The organism is Sphingobacterium kitahiroshimense, from assembly GCF_025961315.1.
GTDB classification, from domain to species: domain Bacteria; phylum Bacteroidota; class Bacteroidia; order Sphingobacteriales; family Sphingobacteriaceae; genus Sphingobacterium; species Sphingobacterium anhuiense.
On sequence record NZ_JAOQNK010000001.1, the window covers coordinates 2,068,224 to 2,088,984 of the forward strand.

Sequence of the window (20,761 nt, forward strand, 5' to 3'; positions counted from 1 at the left end):
CTAAACAAATGGTGTTTTTCCCGGCTGAGGAATCCCGCGATTATCAGCTTGCATTTTCCAATCATATTCTAATGAAGTAGGGCCTAAAACTTCTGTCGATTGCATAATCTGATCATACGTAATCGCTTTCCCCGTATAAGCGGCCGTTCGAGACCAAATTGCAAGTAGGGTACTATTCGCAAGGTGTGGTCCATCGTTAATCACTTTTTTATCACGGATGGCTGCGAAAAGTTCATCATGCTGGGTTTGATACATATTATTGTTCCGTCCAGTAAACTTCCACGCTTTGTCACCATAAATCTCGAAGTTTGAAGGAATATTTAAGTTTGCACGACCGTTCTTTCCTATGACGTCCACTGAATTTCGGGAATCAGTTCCATTTTGTTGACGACAAGAATGAAAGGCCTTTAATCCATTTCCATAATCAAATTCAATAGACATATGATCATAAACGTTGCCGAATTTATCCAACTCTCGGGACTGTCTTCCTCCAGTTGCAATAATAGTCTTAGGAACAATATCTCCTAATGCCCAAGACATCATATCAACACTATGTATAGCTTGCTCGACAATTAGATCGCCAGAATATCTTTGGAAATAGAACCAATTACGTAACTGATACTCTAAATCTGACCAACCGGCCTGTCTTTCCTTATGACTTAACTCTCCTCCAAATCTAAAAGTAGAAACAGATTGTATATCACCAATATCACCTTGTTTTATCCTTTGAAAGATTTCACGGTTTGGTGTTGCATACCGAAAACAGAAACCACTTACCAAACAGAGATTCTTTTCTTTAGCAATCTTTACGCTTTCAAAAACTCTTTTCAAGTTTGGAATATCTACTGCAACAGGTTTTTCGCAAAAGATGTGCTTTCCTTTTTTGACGGCCTCTTCCAAATGATCTGGTCTAAAGTTTGGTGGAGAACAAAGTAAAACCACATCCACATCGGTATTCATCAATTTTTGAAATCCTAAAAATCCTAAAAAGATGTTTTTGCTATCGACCTTTACTTGATCATTTGATATCTGTCTTAATGAATCTAAACATAGGTCTACTTGATCTTGGAAGATATCTGCAACAGCGGTAATGACGACATTTGGATCTGCGCGCAATGCTTGAGAAGCGGCCCCTGTCCCCCTACCGCCACAGCCTACAAGTCCGATCTTAATTTTCTTTGGAGCACTGTTTGCATACAAATTAAGGCTTGATGCAGCCAGAGCAGTCCCCAGAACTACGGTATTTGTTTTCTTTAGAAAAGAACGGCGATTTAGATTTTCTAAATTCATATTTTAGCTTATTATTTTCGATTGTACAAGTCCCTATTCTTCTTACAGACATCGAGAATTTAAAATTAATATTAAATTTTATACTAAAAAAGTATAAATAGCTTCCAAATGTAATAATGTTGTGCATCATAACAACATCACGCAAAAAGAAGCTTGAAGCATACTCTAACGTAATTTCTATCGCATATTAAATATTTTAGTAAGGTGAAAAATGTTTAATTTCAATGCAGAAATGTCATATTTACGCTATCTCTATTTTATTTTTATCAATTAATAGCTATTTAAATTTGATTTCTATTAACAAAATACTATTTTTGACACATTATTAATACAAACATGATTTTTGCTCACGGACATCACTTTCATATGCATCATCGCCATTGCGGCGATATGTAATAAGTGTGTTTCTACGTGAAGCATTTTTTCCCTTGTGTTTGATTTCTATTTATTAATAATTTACAGCTAACATTATAAAGCTTTGAAAAATCTTAAAATTGCTATCCAAAAATCGGGTAGATTAAACGAAAAATCAGTTCAATTACTTAAAAACTGTGGTCTCGACTTCGAAAATTATAAAAGTTCTTTAATAACAACCGTTTCCAATTTCCCTCTTGAAATTCTTTTCCTTCGTGATGATGATATTCCAGGATATGTAGAGCAAGGAATTGCTGATCTCGGAATAGTTGGTGAAAATGTCATTGATGAAACTGAATCTGAAGTTAATTATCTACAACGTCTCGGTTTTGGAAAATGTACTTTAAAACTAGCTGTTCAAAAAGATAGTGATATTAAAGATTTAAGAGATCTTAATGGAAAATCTATTGCAACTTCTTATCCTGTTATTTTAAAGAAATTTTTAGATGAATACCGCATCGAGGCAGATATTCAGATGATATCAGGATCTGTTGAAATTGCACCTGGCTTAGGGTTGAGTGACGCTATATGTGATATTGTCTCTACGGGCGGAACCCTTAAAAATAATGGATTAAAACAGTTTGCCGATGTCCGTAAGTCTGAAGCAATTCTTATCGGTCGTCCAGGATTGGAGGATAACGAAATCTTAGCAGAACTTTTACAGCGAATCCAGTCGGTGTTAATGGCAAAAGAAACTAAGTACGTTGTTCTGAATGTTGAGAAAGTTAATTTACCTACTATAACAGGTCTTTTACATGGTGTAAAATCACCGACTGTTGTTCCTTTAGCAGAAGAAGGTTGGGTTGCCGTTCATACCGTTATTTCAGAAGATGATTTCTGGGGTAAGATCAACAAGCTAAAGTCTGCAGGTGCCCAAGGAATTGTGGTCATGCCGATCGAAAAAATTATTATGTAGTTAATAAGCGCACTGCGCTTAAAATAAAATTCATCATGCTTAAAACTTTTGAATATGCTCAGTTAAATCCCATTGAATTACAGGAATTAACAACGCGTAATACTGATCCTTCGCATGCTATCCAAGATACTGTCTTAGATATTATACAAGAAGTTCGTCAAAATGGTGATAAAGCTTTGATTAGCTATGCACAACAATTTGACAAAGTTGAATTAGAAAAACTTTACCTTGATGCTAACGATATTGACGCACTGGCATCAACGATTAATCGCGAACAACAAAGGGCTTTAGAAATTGCGTTCCAGAATATTCATAAATTCCACTCTTCACAAGTAAAGCGTGAGCGAGTTGTAGAGACCACGATAGGTGTAAAATGCTGGCGGGAGAACCGTCCTATTGAAAAAGTCGGTCTTTATATACCGGGAGGCTCCGCTGTTCTACCAAGTACACTATTAATGTTAGGTGTACCGGCGCGAATTGCGGGATGTAAAGAAATCATCGTTTGTTCTCCTCCCCAAAAAAGTGGAAAAATAAACGGTTTCGTAGCCTATTGTCTCAAATTATTAAAAATCGAACGCATTTACCTTGTCGGTGGTGCTCAAGCTATAGCGGCAATGGCTTTTGGATCGGAAACGATCCCTAAAGTTGATAAAATATTTGGACCTGGCAATCAATTTGTGACAAAAGCAAAAAGCATTGTTCAAGGTATGGCCAATGTAAGTATCGACATGCCTGCTGGTCCATCTGAAGTTTTAGTAATTGCTGATGAAACTGCCACACCTGCTTATGTAGCTGCAGATCTATTAGCTCAAGCTGAACATGGTGCGGACAGTCAGGCTGTACTGGTAGCAACTTCCAAAGATATTATTGAAGCTGTAAATCTTGAATTAGAAAAGCAACTTGCTATTTTACCCCGTTTTGAATTAGCAAGCAAAGCAATCGAGAACTCCTATGCGGTGTTAGCAACTGATTTAAATGAGGCACTGGCGTTTAGTAATTATTATGCACCAGAACATCTGATCCTAGAAACCGATCAATGGGAACGTCTTGTTCGTCTTATTTTAAATGCAGGTTCTGTCTTTTTAGGACACTTAACGCCTGAAAGTGCGGGAGATTATGCTTCTGGAACAAACCATACTTTACCCACATCAGGATATGCAAGATCCTATTCAGGTGTATCTGTAGATTCATTTGTAAAAAAGATTACTTTCCAACATATAAGTCCGGAAGGACTACTTAATATTGGTTCTACTGTGGAGATCTTAGCAGAATTAGAGGGACTTCATGCACATAAGAATGCTGTTACCATTCGAAAGGAAAATTAAAAATTTCAAATCAAAAGAAAAGCCTTTCAGAATTTCTGAAAGGCTTTTTTATTAAAATCTTATTTCGATTTAGTTTTTCAATGCTTCACCAACTTTTTTGGCTTTGTCACCTACAGCTTTAGCTGCATCTTTAGTACCTTCAACTGCAGATTTTCCAGCTTTAGCTGTTGCGTCAGCAGCTTTATCGATAGCATGACCAGTTGCATGGGCGGCATCCTTAACGCCTTCTTCAACATCTCCCGCTACTTTAGCAGTACCTGCAGTAATTTTTTCCCAAGCAGTTTTTGTCTCATCTACCGTTTTACGTGCAGCTTCTTCAGCTTTCTTATCTCCTTTTGCTATTGCAGCATCTAGATCTTTTTGAGCTTGCTCATATTTAGCTTTCGCATCAGCTGCAGCAACGTCTGCATGTTTATCTAAACTATCAAGAGAATTATCTAACTTTTCTCCGACTGTGACTTCTCCATCACTATTTTTATCTTCTTTTGGCGTGTTATTACAAGCCGCAAAAGTTAATGAAACTCCTGCGAATAATGCTAAAAATGCAACTTTTTTCATTTCGTATATTTTTTTGGTTAACAGATTTAACCAAACAATATTTATGCCAATTATGCTTTAGGATAAATTGTGCCTTTTGCCGCTTCTAGTGTATTCTTAAGTAATCCTACAATCGTCATCAAGCCCACTCCTCCAGGTACAGGAGTTATCCATGAAGCTTTAGGAGCGACTTGCTCAAAATCTACATCTCCATATAATTTAAAGCCAGATTTTGTTTCTGTTGAGTCTTCTCTATTAATACCTACATCAATTACAACTGCGCCATCCTTCACCATATCTGCAGTAACAAAGTTTTTCTTCCCAATTGCAGCAACAATAATATCCGCACGTAAAACTTCTGTTTTAAGGTCTTTTGTACGACTATGTGTTAAGGTAACTGTGCAGTTACCTGGATTAGAGTTTCGTGCTAAAAGAATACTCATTGGTGAACCAACGATATTACTTCTACCTACCACCACTGCATGTTTACCTGCAGTTTCAATTTTATAATGATCCAGCATCAACATAATACCATAAGGTGTTGCTGGGATAAAGCAAGGAAGATTTCGTTGCATTCTGCCCAAATTGATGGGATGAAAACCATCTACATCTTTTCGGTAATCTATTGCTTCAGTTATTTTATCGGGATCGATATGCTTTGGAAGTGGTAACTGCACGATCAAACCGTCAATATTTGCATCCGCATTTATTTCTTGAATTTTCGCGATCAATTGTTCTTCAGTCACATCAACATCGTAACGAATATTAGTAGATTCAAAACCTACCAATTCACAATTACGCATTTTACTCGCCACATAAGTTTCACTACCTCCGTCGTTTCCAACTAGGATAGCCACTAAATGAGGTTTACGTCCAGCTTGCGCTGTAAAATCAGCTGTATCTTTTTTGATATCTTCTTTGATTTTAGCTGATACGAGTTTACCGTCTAATAAATTCATTTTTATAGGAATAGGATTTTTTAAGTTTCTAATCTAATTTCAGTACAGCCATAAATGCCGATTGCGGTATTTCAACGTTACCTACTTGACGCATTCGTTTTTTACCTTTTTTCTGCTTTTCCAAAAGCTTACGCTTACGAGAAATATCACCGCCATAACATTTTGCTGTTACATCTTTACGTAAAGCAGAAATTGTCTCACGGGCAATAATTTTCATTCCAATAGATGCTTGGATACGAATTTCAAACTGTTGGCGAGGTAGTAATTCTTTTAATTTTTCACAAATTTTCTTACCAAAGTCATATGCATTACTTCTGTGAATCAGAGATGACAATGCATCTACAGGTTCATCATTTAAACGGATATCCAAACGGACCAAATCCGATTGACGGTAACCTATCTGTGTATAATCAAAAGAAGCATAGCCCTTGGAAATCGTTTTTAACTTATCATAAAAATCAAATACAATTTCACCCATTGGCATCTCAAATACCAATTCAACACGGTCTGAAGTTAAATATGACTGATTAATGATTGCACCACGTTTTTGGATACATAAAGACATAATCGGTCCTACGAAATCAGATTTAGTAATGATATTTGCTTTAATATAAGGTTCCTCAATAGCATCTAATTTACTCGGATCTGGTAAATCGGATGGGTTATGAACCTGAACTTCTTCATTATCTTTTGTTAAATACGCTTTGTAAGATACGTTGGGAACAGTTGTGATAACAGTCATATCAAACTCACGCTCAAGACGCTCTTGGATAATCTCCATATGAAGCATTCCTAAGAATCCACAACGGAATCCAAAACCTAGCGCTGCTGAAGACTCTGGTTCAAACACTAAAGATGCGTCATTCAATTGCAAACGGTGCATAGATTCACGTAACTCTTCGTAATCTTCTGTATCAACAGGATATATTCCGGCAAAAACCATTGGTTTTACTTCTTCAAATCCTTGAATAGCACCATCACAAGGTCTTTCCTTATGAGTGATCGTATCGCCAACTTTTACTTCACGTGCTTCCTTAATCCCGGAGATGATGTATCCAACATCACCTGTTCTAACGACATCTTTAGCAACTTGATTTAATTTCAAAGTTCCGATCTCATCCGCAGAATATTCCTTTCCTGTAGCAACAAATTTCACTTTATCACCTTTACGGATCTCACCATTTTCAACTTTGAAATAGGCCATGATACCACGGAAAGAGTTATAAACTGAATCGAAAATCAAAGCCTGTAAAGGAGCTGTTGGATCACCTAGTGGTGCAGGAACCCGCGCTACAATGGCTCTTAAGATATCAGGGATACCAAGACCTGTTTTACCAGATGCTGGAATAATATCTTCACGGTTACCACCAATTAAATCAATGATCTGGTCTTTCACTTCCTCTGGCATAGCACCAGGAAGATCCATCTTATTTAAAATTGGAATAATCTCTAAATCATGTTCTAATGCTAAATAAAGATTCGAGATTGTTTGTGCTTGTATACCTTGAGAAGCATCTACAATTAACAAGGCTCCTTCACAGGCAGCAATGGAACGTGATACTTCATAAGAAAAATCGACGTGTCCAGGAGTATCAATTAAATTTAAAATATACTCTTGACCGTCTTGTATATAGTTCATCTGGATCGCGTGACTCTTTATGGTAATACCACGTTCACGTTCCAAATCCATATTATCTAGTAATTGTGCCTGCGCTTCACGTTGTGTAATGGTGTTAGTGTACTCCAATAATCGATCGGCTAATGTACTTTTACCGTGATCAATGTGTGCGATGATACAGAAATTACGTATGTGCTTCATATAGGATTTTTAAAAATCGTTTCTAAAAAGCAAAGATACTTTTTTTGACAGACATTTAGGCTAAGCTCTCCCCTATTTATGCACATAATTTCATGATTTATCGATTAAGATAAAAAATGTTTTCGATTTGCTGTGACGTTTTCGACTTGCCATTCAATCTCAACTGTAAACTCTTGCGATCTTATCGGACAGTCTTTTACCTGACAGTAGCTGCAACATTCAGGGAGGCATGGATCTGCGTGAATAAAAAACTCGGTTTCAACAGACATTTTGGTATTAACTATTTTATCTAAAATCGAGATTTCATCGTGTACTTTAATTAAAGAATAATAATTCGGAAGTGTCAAGTGACAATCTACATGCAATTCATTGCCATATCGTTGGACACGCAGATTGTGTATATCAATCCAATCTGTATGACGGTTTTCCTGCAAAACTTGAACGACTTCTTTTACAAGATCTACATCTGACTCATCCATAAGTCCACCCACTGACTGACGTAACAATTTATACCCATTATATAAAATAAAAGTGCCCAAGACAAAAGAAATAGCAATATCGATCCACTTTAAGCCTGTTAATTTCATAAGAATAAGACCGACTACTAGGCCTATTGTACTATAGGCATCAACTTGTAGATGTTTACCGTCGGCTTCCAATGTAAGAGAACCCAATGCTCGCCCTCTTTTCATGATGTAGAATCCAATTATAAAATTAATCAGGGCCGTAACAGAAACTAAACCGATCCCTTCTTCCAAATTTGATAATGTAGATGGGAAAAAGATATTATAAAATCCTTTTACTAATATGATTGATCCGGCTATAAAAATAAGTCCCCCTTCCAAGAAAACAGAAAAGAATTCAACTTTTCCATGGCCATACGGATGATTGTTATCTTTAGGTTGAGCGGCTAAATAAATACTATAGAAAGCAAAACTTGAGGCAATGACATTGACAATACTTTCCGCAGCATCGGTGAAAATAGCATTGGAAGCAGTAAGGAAATACGCGACAAATTTGATGATCATCAATCCCAGCCCTGTCAAAAGGGATAGCAGAACTAATCTTTTTTGCTTAGACATAATATTACTTTATTTTCGCGACAAAGGTAGTCATATAACGCTACGATTTCCTTTTTAGTTTGAAACTACTAATCTTTTAGCATACTCTTTTACGTTTATACGGACTAACAAATGAAATGGTGATCAATGCTAAGCAGAATTATCATTATAAAATTTATAGTAAATTTCTGAGATGGTAACATCGGAAATATACGAAATGAAAGATTAGAATAAGTGTTACTCCAAAGCAATCAAAATCTTAATAATTTTACATATTTTCAGCAAAAAAGAAGCAATCGTTTGTCTTTTTTCAAGAAATTAAAGTATTATTTGCATTCTAAATAATATCTTTGTCTTACCATGAGCACACAATCATATTTATCAGATAGGATAAACAATTTATCCGAGTCGGCTACGCTTAAAATGACTAAGCTTGGTCGCGAATTAGCCGCAAAAGGCGTTAATGTTATCAGCTTAAGTGTTGGCGAACCAGATTTCAATACTCCTGACCACGTTAAAGAAGCTGCTAAGGTAGCTTTAGACGAAAATTGGACACGTTACTCGCCAGTTCCGGGATACCCAGAATTACGTCAGGCTATTGTGAATAAATTGAAGATTGAAAATAATCTTGATTATGACATCTCTCAAATCGTAGTTTCTACAGGTGCAAAACAGTCTTTATCAAATGTTATTTTAACACTTGTTAATCCTGGTGATGAAGTTGTAATACCCACCCCATACTGGGTTTCTTATTCAGAAATGGTTGTTTTAGCTGAAGGAAAATCGGTTTTTATCAATACTGAAATCGATAATAACTTTAAAATAACTCCTGAGCAACTTGAGGCTGCTATCACGCCTAAAACTAAATTGTTCATGTTCTCATCACCAAATAACCCTACAGGTACGGTGTATAGTAAAGATGAGTTAGCTGCTTTGGCAAAAGTATTTGAAAAACATCCACAGGTATTTATCTTATCAGATGAAATCTATGAACATATCAATTTTGTAGACAAACATGAATCTATCGCTCAATTTGATAGCATTAAAGACCGTGTGATTATCATTAACGGTTTCTCCAAAGCATTTGCAATGACCGGATGGAGATTAGGTTATATTGCTTGTAATAAAGAGATCGCTGCCGCAAATGACAAATTACAAGGACAAACGACATCGGGAACATGTTCGATATCACAACGTGCAGGAATCGTTGCTTATGAACAAGGATTAGCATCCGTAAATAAAATGAAAGAAGCATTTGCTCGTCGTCGTCAACTGGTTTATGATCTATTATCCGCAATTCCAGGAGTTAAAACAAACTTACCTGAAGGCGCTTTCTATTTCTTCCCAGAAATCAGTTCTTTCTTTGGAAAAAAAGATGAGAATGGAAATGTAATCAACAATTCATCTGACTTAGCTCTATACCTATTAAATGTAGGTCATGTCGCAACAGTTGGTGGTGATTCATTTGGAAATGACAAATACATCCGTCTGTCATATGCTGCATCTGATGAAAGCTTAGTAGAAGCTTTAAGACGTATCAAAGAAGCATTAGGCAAATTAGCATAAACTTTTATAGTCCACATAAAAAGAAGAGGCTGTCTTTAATGGACTGCCCCCAAAATATTGGACAAATTTAGTTAATTAGATTTGTAATAATGAGCTCGATATTCTGTCGGGCTCATTCCATTTAAATTTAGTTTTATCCGTTGATTATTGTAATAGGAGATATAATCTTCTATTTCGCTTTTTAACTTCTCTGTTGATTCGTATTGTTTTAGATAAAACAGTTCTGATTTTAAAATTCCGAAGAAATTTTCAATTACGGCATTATCAAGGCAATTTCCTTTTCTGGACATGCTTTGAGTGATTCCGTTTTCTTTGAGCCACTGTTGATATTTAGGCATTTGGTATTGCCAACAACCCTGATCTGAATGTAAAAGCAGTTGTGATGCCCCCCTTGCTTTGGGCAGTGCCTTTTTGAGCATGTCCATTACCCCTTTAAAGGCCGGCCTGTCAGTAATTTCATAACTTATAACTTCCTGATTGAACAGATCAATTATTGGGGAGAGATACAGCTTTTTTTCCTTGACTTTGAACTCAGTAATATCCGTGGCCCATTTTTGCAAAGGCCCCTCAGCCTGGAATTTCCTGTTGAGGATATTGGGGGCGATCTTGCCCGGTTCACCCCGGTATGACCTGTATTTCTTTATCCTGATCAGACTCTTCAAACCCATTTCCCTCATTAATCTAAGAATGGTCTTATGATTGATATCCACTCCATCCCGTTTGAGCTGCAGGGTAATGCGGCGATAGCCAAAGCGGCCCTTATGTACATGGTAAACTTTGTTGATTTGCGCTTTGACCTGTTCGTATTTATCTGCTTGTCCCTCCTTCTTGGAATGATAATAGAAAGTATTTCTTGCCATCTTAACGCAACTCAGCAGGATATCAAGATCAAATTGATGCCTTAGCTCCATTATGGCTTTCGCTTGTTTTCGGCTTGAGCTAAGGCGCTGAGCTTTTTTAGCAGGGCATTTTCTGCACGTAAATACTCATTCTCCTGCAAAAGTTCCTCTTCACGCGTGAGCGCTTTATTCGTTTTTCTAACTTTTCGCTTGATCTGCGGATTTGCTTTCTTTGTCATCAGGGGTCTTCCTTTTGGCCGTGCCTCCAATCCTTCTGGACCGAACTTGTCCAGCCTTTTCTGCCATTCAATGATATGGGCATCCGAGGAAAGGTCAAAGCGTACACGGGCTTCTTTCAAAGATAAACTTTCTTCTCGGATTGCGGTAAGGACAGAAAGCTTAAAAGAAGCACTAAAGTGTCTTTTCCCTTTCCTGGGAAGTAGCCCCGATTCCCCCTGATACTTATATATTCTGTACCAGGTCTCAAACAAAGAATACGTAATCCCGAATTCTTCTCCCAAAGACTTTGCAGAACGATAATGCTCATCCATTTGTCTAACACAGCTCAACTTAAATTCAAAACTGTGCTTGTTTTTCTTATTCATAAAAATGCCCCCAGAAAGTGTCTAACTTTTTGGGGGCACTGCATAAAGACAGCCTCTTCTTTTGTTATATACTCAGATTAGCCCAATTTTCTACGTAACATGGCAAGGGAACGGATATGATTTATCTTGTCGCGGTATGCCGTATTCATAAATCCTTCTGCTAATTTTATTTCGGCATACGGCATATCAAAGCTGTCGTATGGGTTTTACGTCAATTCCGAATACAAAATAAGCTCCCCAATATGATGTTCAATAAATTCAACTAAAAATCAGACTTTCCCTAAGTGCATCTATTCTGTACGAGAAGCTTTTTTAATTTAAACAAGAGGCTAAATAATATCAGAATTTTACTCGCCAGTAAACTAAATTAACTTAATAGTAAAATAATATTTCTCTAAAAGCATGTTACGTAGCAATACCTATAAGCCATGCAGAGTTAATAATAAGCAATAGCGTAAAATGAACTACCGTAAGAATAAAAACAGACGGCCAAATTTCAATATACATTGGCCAGCGTGATGAATCAATTGGACATGGCGAATTACTACACCGCTGCAACGCAAAATGGTTTACCAAAAACGCGAAGACAAACGGCTAAGTTGGTATATACATTGACCAGAGTGATAAATCAATGCGCCATCGCGCATTGCTATCATACCTTTAAGCAAAATGAATGCGCAACACCACTTGTTACAACTACCAAGCACACAGGAACCTTTACCCTATTGTGGCCACTCCAAATCTCAAAGCGAAAATTATGGAATGAAAAACATATTAGATTTTCTCAATCTCAAGTCTTGCTACAGACACTAGTTTTTTTTAAAATTATTGGTATCAATACGATTCAATGTAAAAGAAAAAGTACTTCCTGAACCATATTCACTATCAACAGTTATAGTCCCCCCCTGTGCTTCGATAAACTCTTTACTGATACTTAAACCCAAACCTGTACCTTCTTTTTTTGTTCCCGGAATTCGAAAATACCGTTCAAATATTTTATCCTTATACCGATCTTCTATACCTTGTCCAGCATCTTTAATTGCAAATTTCACTTTATCCTCACTAGATCCAATAGAGATCCCAATGATAGCATTTTCATAGGAATAACGTACTGCATTTGAAAGTAAGTTGGTCAATACCCAGGCTGTTTTTTCATTATCAGCGAGCACATCTGGTAGGTTATTTTCCATTTGCAATTGCAATTCTATATGTTTTTGTTCTGCCATCGCTTTTGTTGCCCGTATAGCATATTCTATGAGTTCGCTCACATTGGTCGGTGCTACATTTAACTGAATGGTCCCACTTTCAACCTGCGTCATATTCAAAAGCTCACCTGTAATTTTCAACAACCTCCCGGTATCCTCGCGGATACTTTGAACAAGATTATTTTGATCTTCATTGAGTACACCAATTTGTTTATTTTCTAAAAGTTGTAACCCCATCTTTATGGAGGCAATCGGTGTTTTAAGTTCATGCGATATGGTTGCTATAAAATTCGTTTTAGCGAAATCCATTTCTTTAAACTGGGTAATATTACGCAACATGATGACCTGTCCTATAAATTGAGAATCTAATTCTCCCGTCGGTACAATATTGATATCGACAATTTCCTTCTCAAAATAACTTTCTTTACCATTTGCATAAATCTTAAGAAGAGTAGCTTCTCGTTGTTTCTGATCCTGAAAAATATCTTTGATAAAATCACGTATCAGATCATTTGTCACCGCTACATCCTGTATTTGCTTTCCAATTAGCTGTTCATTTTGTAAACCAGAAATTTTCAAAGCTTCTTCATTCGCGAATAATACCACCTTCTGTTCATCAATCCCAATTACAGGATCATGCATGTTATTAATAAGAGTATCTATTCGTTTTTTCCCTTTTAATATTTTATCCAATTTACTTTCGGCATATTCTTCTAGTTTTTCAGCCATTGTATTAAAAGAATTTGCAAGCTCTCCAAATTCATTACGTTTATCATAATGTATTCGTTTTTTATAGTTTTCATTTGCAATCTGCTTAATGCTTTCTGTCAATTCTTTAATAGGATTTGCAATATTTGATGGCAGGTTAACGATCAGAACAAAAGCAATCAGAAAACACAATGTTCCGGTAATGGAAATGACAGCAATGGCTTTTTCTGCAGTTACAGAAGCAATATCACTTTTACGTTCTATGGCTTCCATATTGAGACGCATCAATTCAGTAATGTCTTTTCTTATTTTGGAAAGCAGCGTAACATCCGCTTTATTTTCAGTAAACTGATAGAAATGTTTTTCGACCATCTTTGTAGCCTGCACCTCTCCGATTTCAGTAACATTATGCTTTTGTTTCTCTAGATTTTCCTTAAAATCATGTAACGCTACTGGATCAACATCATATTCTTCCAATGCCAACAGCATATTGCGGGCATATTGCAAAGTATTATAATTGGCAACGAGAATATTATTGGTATCCCTTTTCAACTGATTGACATACCAGCCACTTACCACAACCAATAGTACAATCATCAGAAAAAGTGACCCAACACCAAAAGTTAATTTTGTCTTTATACGCATTATGAAAGAATTATAAGATCAATTTTTTCGTTTGAAAGCTTCGTCAGAAGTTTATTAAAAGTATTTGTTGCCCAAATGATTTTGATTAATCCCAAATGTGGCTTACCTATACAAACTGTCGTTATCTGTTTTGCTTCACATTGCTCAATAATGGCTGTAGCGATCTTGCTATGATTAACCTTTATAATCTCGGCGCCCAATTCTGTTGCTAATTTAAAATTATTAATCAAATGTCGCTGTTTATCCAGCGCTATTTTAGAAACACTTTCTTTAGGCGTTTGTACATAGAGAACAAACCATTTACTATTATAATAGTTTGCTAACCTTGCAGTCTTACGAATTACGATCGTAGCAGTCTTCTCATTTGAACTTACACAAGCTAGAAATTGCTCCTTCTTCATATATTTATGATGAATAACCTCCGTCTCAACTTTCCTTTGCACCTGTGAAGCAACTTCTTTTAAAGCCAGTTCACGTAATTGCAAAATATGATCACTATTAAAAAAATTTGCTAATGCCATTTCTATCTTAGCAGCATCATAAATTTTACCATCTTTCAATCTATTTATCAACTCTTCAGCTGTTAAATCAATATTAACGACCTCATCGGCCAATCCCAGCACACTATCGGGTATACGTTCCTGTACATCAACACCTGTTATATTCTTAATCTCATCATGCAGACTTTCAATGTGCTGAATATTGACTGCGCTGATCACACTGATACCTGCATCCAATATATCGACAACATCCTGCCAACGCTTAGCATTGACACTTCCTTCAATATTACTATGAGCAAGTTCATCAATTATGACAATTTCAGGATGTATGTTAATAACCGCCTGAACATCCAATTCTTCAAGCTCTTTTCCCTTATAAAAAAGTTTACGTCTGGTTATCAACGGAATACCATCCAATAATGCATGTGTTTCTTTTCTATTATGAGTTTCAATATAACCTATTTTAATATCTACCCCACTATGTAGAAGCATATGTGCCTCTTGTAGCATACGATAAGTCTTCCCTACACCAGCGCTCATACCGATATACAGTTTAAATTTTCCTTTCCTAGATTTTTTTATCAGCCCTAAGAAATGTTCCGCATCTTTTCTTTCTTCCATATAAGTGTAGATCATGTTATTAGCTCTCTTGTTATTTTATAAACCAGTATAAAACAACAAGAGAAATAATAATTTGATTAAAAACGTAATGCCAAAGAAGTAATTCCAATCATATTATCTTTTTCCAAAGAATCATTTCGATCAGCAAAAATAGCATCTTTACTCTGTAGTCTCTTTAACTCTGTTCGCCATACTAAATTTGAGAAAACCACATAATCTACTGAAAAGGAATAACCAAATGTTTGAAAACCATTTGTAGTTCCGGTATTAATAATTATCCCTTTCTTATCTTGATAATATTCACCTCGTAAAGCTATAGCAAAATCATCATGAGGTTTATAGGAAGCGATCAAAACTGGAGTAAACCATGTGTTATAATGACTGCTTCCTTTTTCTTTTTGTTCAGCACCAATATCAAACCCTGTTATAACCGTAAATTTATCATGCAGTTGGAACTGTCCATAAAAATTATGAAAATACCGCATCTGACGAACAGAATCGGCTTTATCATTACCAATAAACGAACTGCTGTTTAAAGTTATTTTATCCGTGGGCCTATACGTTAACTGATGCCCAAAAGCGGGGGTACTGTTTCCGTCAATCCGCTGAATTCTTTGCCAGCCATTTAAAACTAATCCGCTCATCATCCATTTACCGTCATCGGTCGTATACGATATCTTAGCTCCTGTTTCAAAATAAGGAGAGTTATCCGCTCCTATACTACGTGTCAGGGTATAGCAATCCTTACTAATGGCGCTTTCAAATCCAATATGAGATGGCAAAACACCAGCATCAATCCATAAATTATGCTTTTCTGAAATCTTGATACCGACATTTGCTTCGTAGATATTTTTCAACGTTACTGGTTCAGCAGCATAATTTGCATTCATATAAGTACCAGCCGCCAATGCCAGGTTAGTCCTGATTCTATCAGATTCATAATTTAATTTAATCATTCCAAGATTTAAATTAACCTCATTATTACGATGATGACTGTATACATATCCTGGTCGGGAATTATTTTTAGGGTTAGAAAAATCGTACTGACTGTATACTTCAACATAGCCACTAATCGTTAACGGATTTTTGATCTCAACGTTTTCTTGTGCTTGCAAAATATGGATAGTTCCTAATAACAATAGGGAACTGATGATATATTTTTTCATCTTAATTTTATCATTTTGTTGATAGAGCATTCGTGTATATCATGCTTAACATCCATAGCAGATGATTTTACAGCTTGATTTCACATTTGTTAATTGATTGTATAAGGATGCTATGAAATATCCAGACTGCGTACACATCACTCTTGACAGAATTACATTTATTCGAATGTGTATGACATGGATATTTCATATTAAATTATTTTGCAGATAATTGGTCTAATGCAATATTCAACTTTAATACATTTATTTTCGCAGGACCAAATAGTCCGATTAATGGTTTTTCGGTATGCTCATGAATTAATGTCATTAAGTCTGCTTCTGCAATATTTCGGATCTTAGCAATACGTTTCACCTGAACCTGAGCTGCCTGTACTGAAAAGTGAGGATCTAAGCCACTCGCACTTGCAGTAATAAGATCAGCAGGTATTTGTGCTTTTGTAATAGCGGGATTATGCACCAAAAATGTATCTATCCTACCTTTTACCTCTGCCAGATATGACGGGTTTGAAGGGCCTTTGTTACTTCCCGCAGATCCTGCTGCATTATAGCCAGCCGCAGAAGGACGGGACCAGAAATAGTGATCATTTGTAAAGGCCTGACCAATATTGCTGTAATAAGTCCTACCTTTAAAAGTAATGATTTCACCTTTACCTTCATTTGGAGCTGCTTGAGCAATGGCCCATACAGCAAAAGGATAGATGACTGCAAAAAAAACAATTAGGATAAAAGTCAGCTTTATAGCTGGTAAAATATGCTTTTTCATGATTTCGTTTTTTTTAAATAAATAAGGATACAATAAGATCAATCAATTTGATGCCTACAAATGGCACCAAAATACCCCCTACTCCAAAAATGAGCAGATTACGCCGTAACAGTGCACTTGCACCTATGGGTTTATAGGCCACCCCTTTCAAAGCCAATGGAATTAAAAATGGAATAATTAGGGCATTGAATATCACGGCAGATAAGATGGCACTCTCTGGACTATGTAATTGCATAATATTTAATCCTTGCAAAGCTGGAATAGCCGTAATGAATAAAGCAGGAATAATCGCAAAATATTTCGCCACATCGTTTGCAATACTAAAAGTAGTAAGTGTGCCACGAGTCATCAATAATTGTTTACCGATCTCCACAACTTCGATCAATTTCGTCGGATCATTATCCAAATCAACCATGTTGCCTGCTTCCTTAGCAGCTTGCGTCCCACTATTCATTGCAACACCAACATCTGCCTGAGCCAGTGCTGGAGCATCATTTGTACCATCTCCCATCATGGCAACCAGACGGCCATTAGCTTGTTCCATTTTGATGTAGTTCATCTTATCCTCTGGCTTAGCCTCAGCAATAAAATCATCGACTCCGGCCTTTTCGGCAATATATTTTGCCGTCAATGGATTATCGCCGGTTACCATAACTGTTTTGATACCCATTTTCCGTAAACGTTCGAACCGCTCTTGAATCCCTGGTTTAATAACGTCCTGCAATTCAATGACGCCTAAAGCAATTTCGTTTTCACAAACAACTAAGGGTGTACCTCCATTTTGAGAAATTTCAGTAACCTGATCGGTTATATCTACTGGAAATACATTTCCGGCCTGCGTAACGATATTACGGATCGCATCAGTCGCACCTTTACGAATACGAGTCTGATCAAAATCGATCCCTGAACTTCTTGTCTCTGCCGTGAATTTGATAAAAACGGGTGCATTGATTGGATATGCCAACGGATTAACACCAGCCAACTCAATGATTGATTTTCCTTCAGGAGTTTCATCACTCATTGAACTTAATACAGCAGCTTTAATCAGTTGCTCTTCGGCTATGCCCTTCGTTGGGTAAAAATGTGTTGCTTTACGGTTACCAATGGTAATGGTACCAGTTTTATCCAATAATAGGACATCAATATCTCCAGCCGTCTCTACTGCTTTTCCGCTTTTAGTAATGACATTTGCCCGCAACGCTCTATCCATTCCTGCGATACCAATTGCGGATAATAATCCGCCAATCGTAGTGGGTATTAAGCAGATAAATAGTGAAATAAAAGCTGCAATTGTGATGGGCGCATTGGCATAATCTGCAAAAGGTTTTAAAGTCACAGTAACAATAATGAATACCAAGGTAAAACCTGCTAAAAGAATGGTCAATGCAATTTCATTTGGTGTTTTTTGACGACTTGCTCCTTCTACCAAAGCGATCATTTTATCTAAAAAACTTTCACCTGGTTCGGTAGTTACTTTTACCTGTATCTTATCGGACAATACTTTTGTTCCGCCTGTTACACTACTTTTATCCCCTCCAGCTTCACGTATGACAGGAGCCGACTCTCCAGTGATCGCGCTTTCGTCTATCGTTGCCAAGCCCGCAACAATCTCTCCATCAGAAGGAATGATATCACCTGCTTCACATATAAAGATATCACCTTTCACAAGTTGTGAAGAAGAAATCATACTTCCATTTGCTAATTTTGCAGGGGTTTCCTCTCTTGTTTTACGTAAACTGTCTGCTTGTGCTTTTCCTCTAGCTTCAGCAATCGCTTCCGCAAAATTGGCAAACAACAGAGTAAGCAATAAAATCAAAAATATGGTGAAGTTATAACCAAAACTACCTTGTGATGATTCTCCTGACAATATCCATAAACTGACTACTAGCATCACAAAAGTTCCGATCTCTACCGTAAACATTACGGGATTACGAAACATCAGTTTGGGGTTCAATTTCACGAAAGACTGTTTGCAAGCCTGCAATAACATATCACTCTGAAATAATGATTGATTCTTATTCATTTTTAATTATTTATATTGATGAAGTAAATGATCGTGTCTGTATACATTACCCAGCGATCCGTTACTATTCAAATGAGATTAACGCATAGAAAAATATTCAGCAATAGGACCTAACGCTAATGCTGGGAAAAATGATAATGCAGCTACAATAATGATTACTGTAAATACCAAAATCCCAAAAGTTGCTGTATCTGTCTGTAAAGTTCCCTCGCCCTCAGGAATGAATTTTTTCTTAGCCAACAAACCTGCAATTGCTACTGGTCCGATAATCGGCAAGAAGCGTGATAAGATCAAAACGATACCAGTGCTGATATTCCACCAAGGTGTATTATCACCTAAACCTTCGAATCCACTTCCATTATTTGCCGATGAAGATGTATATTCATATAAGATCTCACTGAAACCATGAAAACCAGGATTGTTTAGTGTTGATGCACCTTGTCCGGGAAATGCGGTTGCTAAACCTGCACTGATTAAGATTAGAAATGGGTGAATCAATGCAATAATCATCGCAATCTTCATTTCTCTAGCTTCTATTTTTTTTCCTAAAAACTCGGGTGTGCGCCCCACCATCAGGCCACTGATAAATACAGCAAGAATAATGAAGATGAAAAAGTTAAGGATACCAACTCCTGCACCTCCATAAAAACTATTTATCATCATTGCTAATAATTCATTCATTCCGGAAAGTGGCATTGAACTATCGTGCATGGAATTGACAGATCCAGTTGAAATCACTGTTGTCACAATACTCCAGAACCCAGATGTTGCTGCTCCAATTCGGATTTCTTTTCCTTCCATTGCACCTAATGACTGATCAATTCCCAAACTCGTTAAAGCAGGGTTACCATCCATTTCCATCTTGATATTGGGAATTGCCAACATCAAAAATCCTACAGTCATCACGGCAAACATCATCCAGGACAATTTTCTCCTCTTAATAAAATAGCCGAAAGCAAATATCATGGCAAATGGTACGATCATCTGCGCGGCCATTTCGATCATATTGCTTAAATAGGTCGGATTTTCAAAAGGGTGAGCTGAATTGGTTCCAAAAAAACCACCACCATTTGTTCCAATATGTTTGATTGCAACAAACGCTGCGGCAGGTCCTCGCGATACTTCAACGGTATCACCTTGCAGACTTACAATCGTATCCTTACCCTCAAACGTCATGGGTGTTCCTTGAAAAGCAAGTATAATAGCTACAATAAAGGATAATGGAAGCAGAATTCGTGTACAGGATTTTATAAAATATTCATAAAAATTACCTAAATCTGTAGCTGTTTTATCTCTAAAAGCTCTAAAAAGAGTTACTACTGCAGCCATACCTGTACCTGCACTGACAAACTGTAAAAACATCAACCAATATTGTCCCAAATAACTCACCCCAGTTTCACCAGAGTAATGTTGTAAATTACAGTTCACAACAAAAGAGATTACCGTGTTGAATGCCAAATCTGCTGTCATGCTTGGATTTTGATCTGGATTTAAAGGTAATCTTCCTTGCATCATCAGTACCAGCATTCCCACCAGAAACCAAATCATATTGATAGTGAGCATCGCAACCATATGCTGCTTCCAACTCATTTCAACTTTTGGGTTTATACCTGTTAGTTTATAAAATAATCTTTCAATCGGATTGAAAACGGGATCAAAGATTGTCTTATTTCCAGCAAATACTTTCGCAATATATTTCCCTAAAGGAATTGCTAAAGCGATCGTACCAAGAAACATGACGATTATGGCTATTATTTCTGTATTCATAATTAAATTTTAAATATTATTTCATTCACAGT

At 36.7% G+C, this 20,761-nt stretch carries 14 protein-coding genes and 1 pseudogene; 3 read left to right on the plus strand and 12 right to left on the minus strand.

Features of this window, described 5'->3' with window-relative positions; translation table 11 throughout:
* Positions 1-1,290, minus strand: coding sequence for a Gfo/Idh/MocA family protein (locus M2265_RS09405; protein ID WP_021191525.1), 1,290 nt, complete (start codon positions 1,288-1,290; stop codon positions 1-3).
* A gap of 478 nt (positions 1,291-1,768) precedes the next feature.
* Between M2265_RS09405 and hisG the strand changes: the two genes are divergently transcribed.
* On the plus strand, positions 1,769-2,620 hold the full coding sequence (gene hisG / locus M2265_RS09410) for an ATP phosphoribosyltransferase (RefSeq protein ID WP_021191526.1): 852 nt from the start codon (positions 1,769-1,771) through the stop codon (positions 2,618-2,620).
* 35 nt (positions 2,621-2,655) lie between these two features.
* Complete coding sequence (hisD, locus tag M2265_RS09415; protein WP_021191527.1) at positions 2,656-3,945, plus strand: histidinol dehydrogenase; 1,290 nt, start codon at positions 2,656-2,658, stop codon at positions 3,943-3,945.
* A gap of 69 nt (positions 3,946-4,014) precedes the next feature.
* On the opposite strand, the gene M2265_RS09420 is transcribed toward hisD, so the two are convergent.
* The 4 genes from M2265_RS09420 to M2265_RS09435 all read right to left on the minus strand — a co-directional run bounded on the left by M2265_RS09420 (position 4,015) and on the right by M2265_RS09435 (position 8,342).
* Positions 4,015-4,503: a hypothetical protein gene (locus M2265_RS09420; RefSeq protein ID WP_021191528.1), complete on the minus strand. Its 489-nt coding sequence runs from the start codon at positions 4,501-4,503 to the stop codon at positions 4,015-4,017.
* Between the two features lie 50 nt (positions 4,504-4,553).
* Positions 4,554-5,441, minus strand: a complete 888-nt coding sequence (locus tag M2265_RS09425; protein WP_132773762.1) for a bifunctional 5,10-methylenetetrahydrofolate dehydrogenase/5,10-methenyltetrahydrofolate cyclohydrolase — start codon at positions 5,439-5,441, stop codon at positions 4,554-4,556.
* 28 nt (positions 5,442-5,469) lie between these two features.
* The gene (gene lepA / locus M2265_RS09430) at positions 5,470-7,260 is read right to left on the minus strand and encodes a translation elongation factor 4 (RefSeq protein WP_021191530.1); all 1,791 of its coding nucleotides are present in this window, start codon (positions 7,258-7,260) and stop codon (positions 5,470-5,472) included.
* Positions 7,261-7,364: 104 nt separating this feature from the next.
* Positions 7,365-8,342, minus strand: coding sequence for a cation diffusion facilitator family transporter (locus M2265_RS09435; RefSeq protein WP_132773763.1), 978 nt, complete (start codon positions 8,340-8,342; stop codon positions 7,365-7,367).
* A 339-nt stretch (positions 8,343-8,681) separates the two neighbouring features.
* Between M2265_RS09435 and M2265_RS09440 the strand changes: the two genes are divergently transcribed.
* Entirely contained in the window at positions 8,682-9,887 is a 1,206-nt protein-coding gene (locus M2265_RS09440) for a pyridoxal phosphate-dependent aminotransferase (protein ID WP_237682694.1), read from the plus strand.
* 71 nt (positions 9,888-9,958) lie between these two features.
* Here the strand turns inward: M2265_RS09440 and M2265_RS27005 are convergent.
* The 7 genes and pseudogenes from M2265_RS27005 to kdpA all read right to left on the minus strand — a co-directional run bounded on the left by M2265_RS27005 (position 9,959) and on the right by kdpA (position 20,729).
* Positions 9,959-11,331 (minus strand): annotated as a pseudogene (locus M2265_RS27005) (IS3 family transposase).
* A gap of 809 nt (positions 11,332-12,140) precedes the next feature.
* Positions 12,141-13,889: an ATP-binding protein gene (locus M2265_RS09455; protein WP_132771814.1), complete on the minus strand. Its 1,749-nt coding sequence runs from the start codon at positions 13,887-13,889 to the stop codon at positions 12,141-12,143.
* Entirely contained in the window at positions 13,889-15,010 is a 1,122-nt protein-coding gene (locus M2265_RS09460) for a sensor protein KdpD (RefSeq protein WP_132771815.1), read from the minus strand. Before M2265_RS09460 ends, M2265_RS09455 begins: the two co-directional genes overlap by 1 nt.
* Positions 15,011-15,087: 77 nt before the next feature.
* Entirely contained in the window at positions 15,088-16,176 is a 1,089-nt protein-coding gene (locus M2265_RS09465; protein ID WP_132771816.1) for a porin, read from the minus strand.
* 196 nt (positions 16,177-16,372) lie between these two features.
* Entirely contained in the window at positions 16,373-16,939 is a 567-nt protein-coding gene (locus tag M2265_RS09470) for a K(+)-transporting ATPase subunit C (protein WP_031289228.1), read from the minus strand.
* Positions 16,940-16,952: 13 nt separating this feature from the next.
* Positions 16,953-18,962, minus strand: coding sequence for a potassium-transporting ATPase subunit KdpB (gene kdpB, locus M2265_RS09475; RefSeq protein WP_132771817.1), 2,010 nt, complete (start codon positions 18,960-18,962; stop codon positions 16,953-16,955).
* A gap of 78 nt (positions 18,963-19,040) precedes the next feature.
* Entirely contained in the window at positions 19,041-20,729 is a 1,689-nt protein-coding gene (gene kdpA, locus M2265_RS09480) for a potassium-transporting ATPase subunit KdpA (RefSeq protein WP_132771818.1), read from the minus strand.
* Positions 20,730-20,761 lie beyond the last annotated feature (32 nt).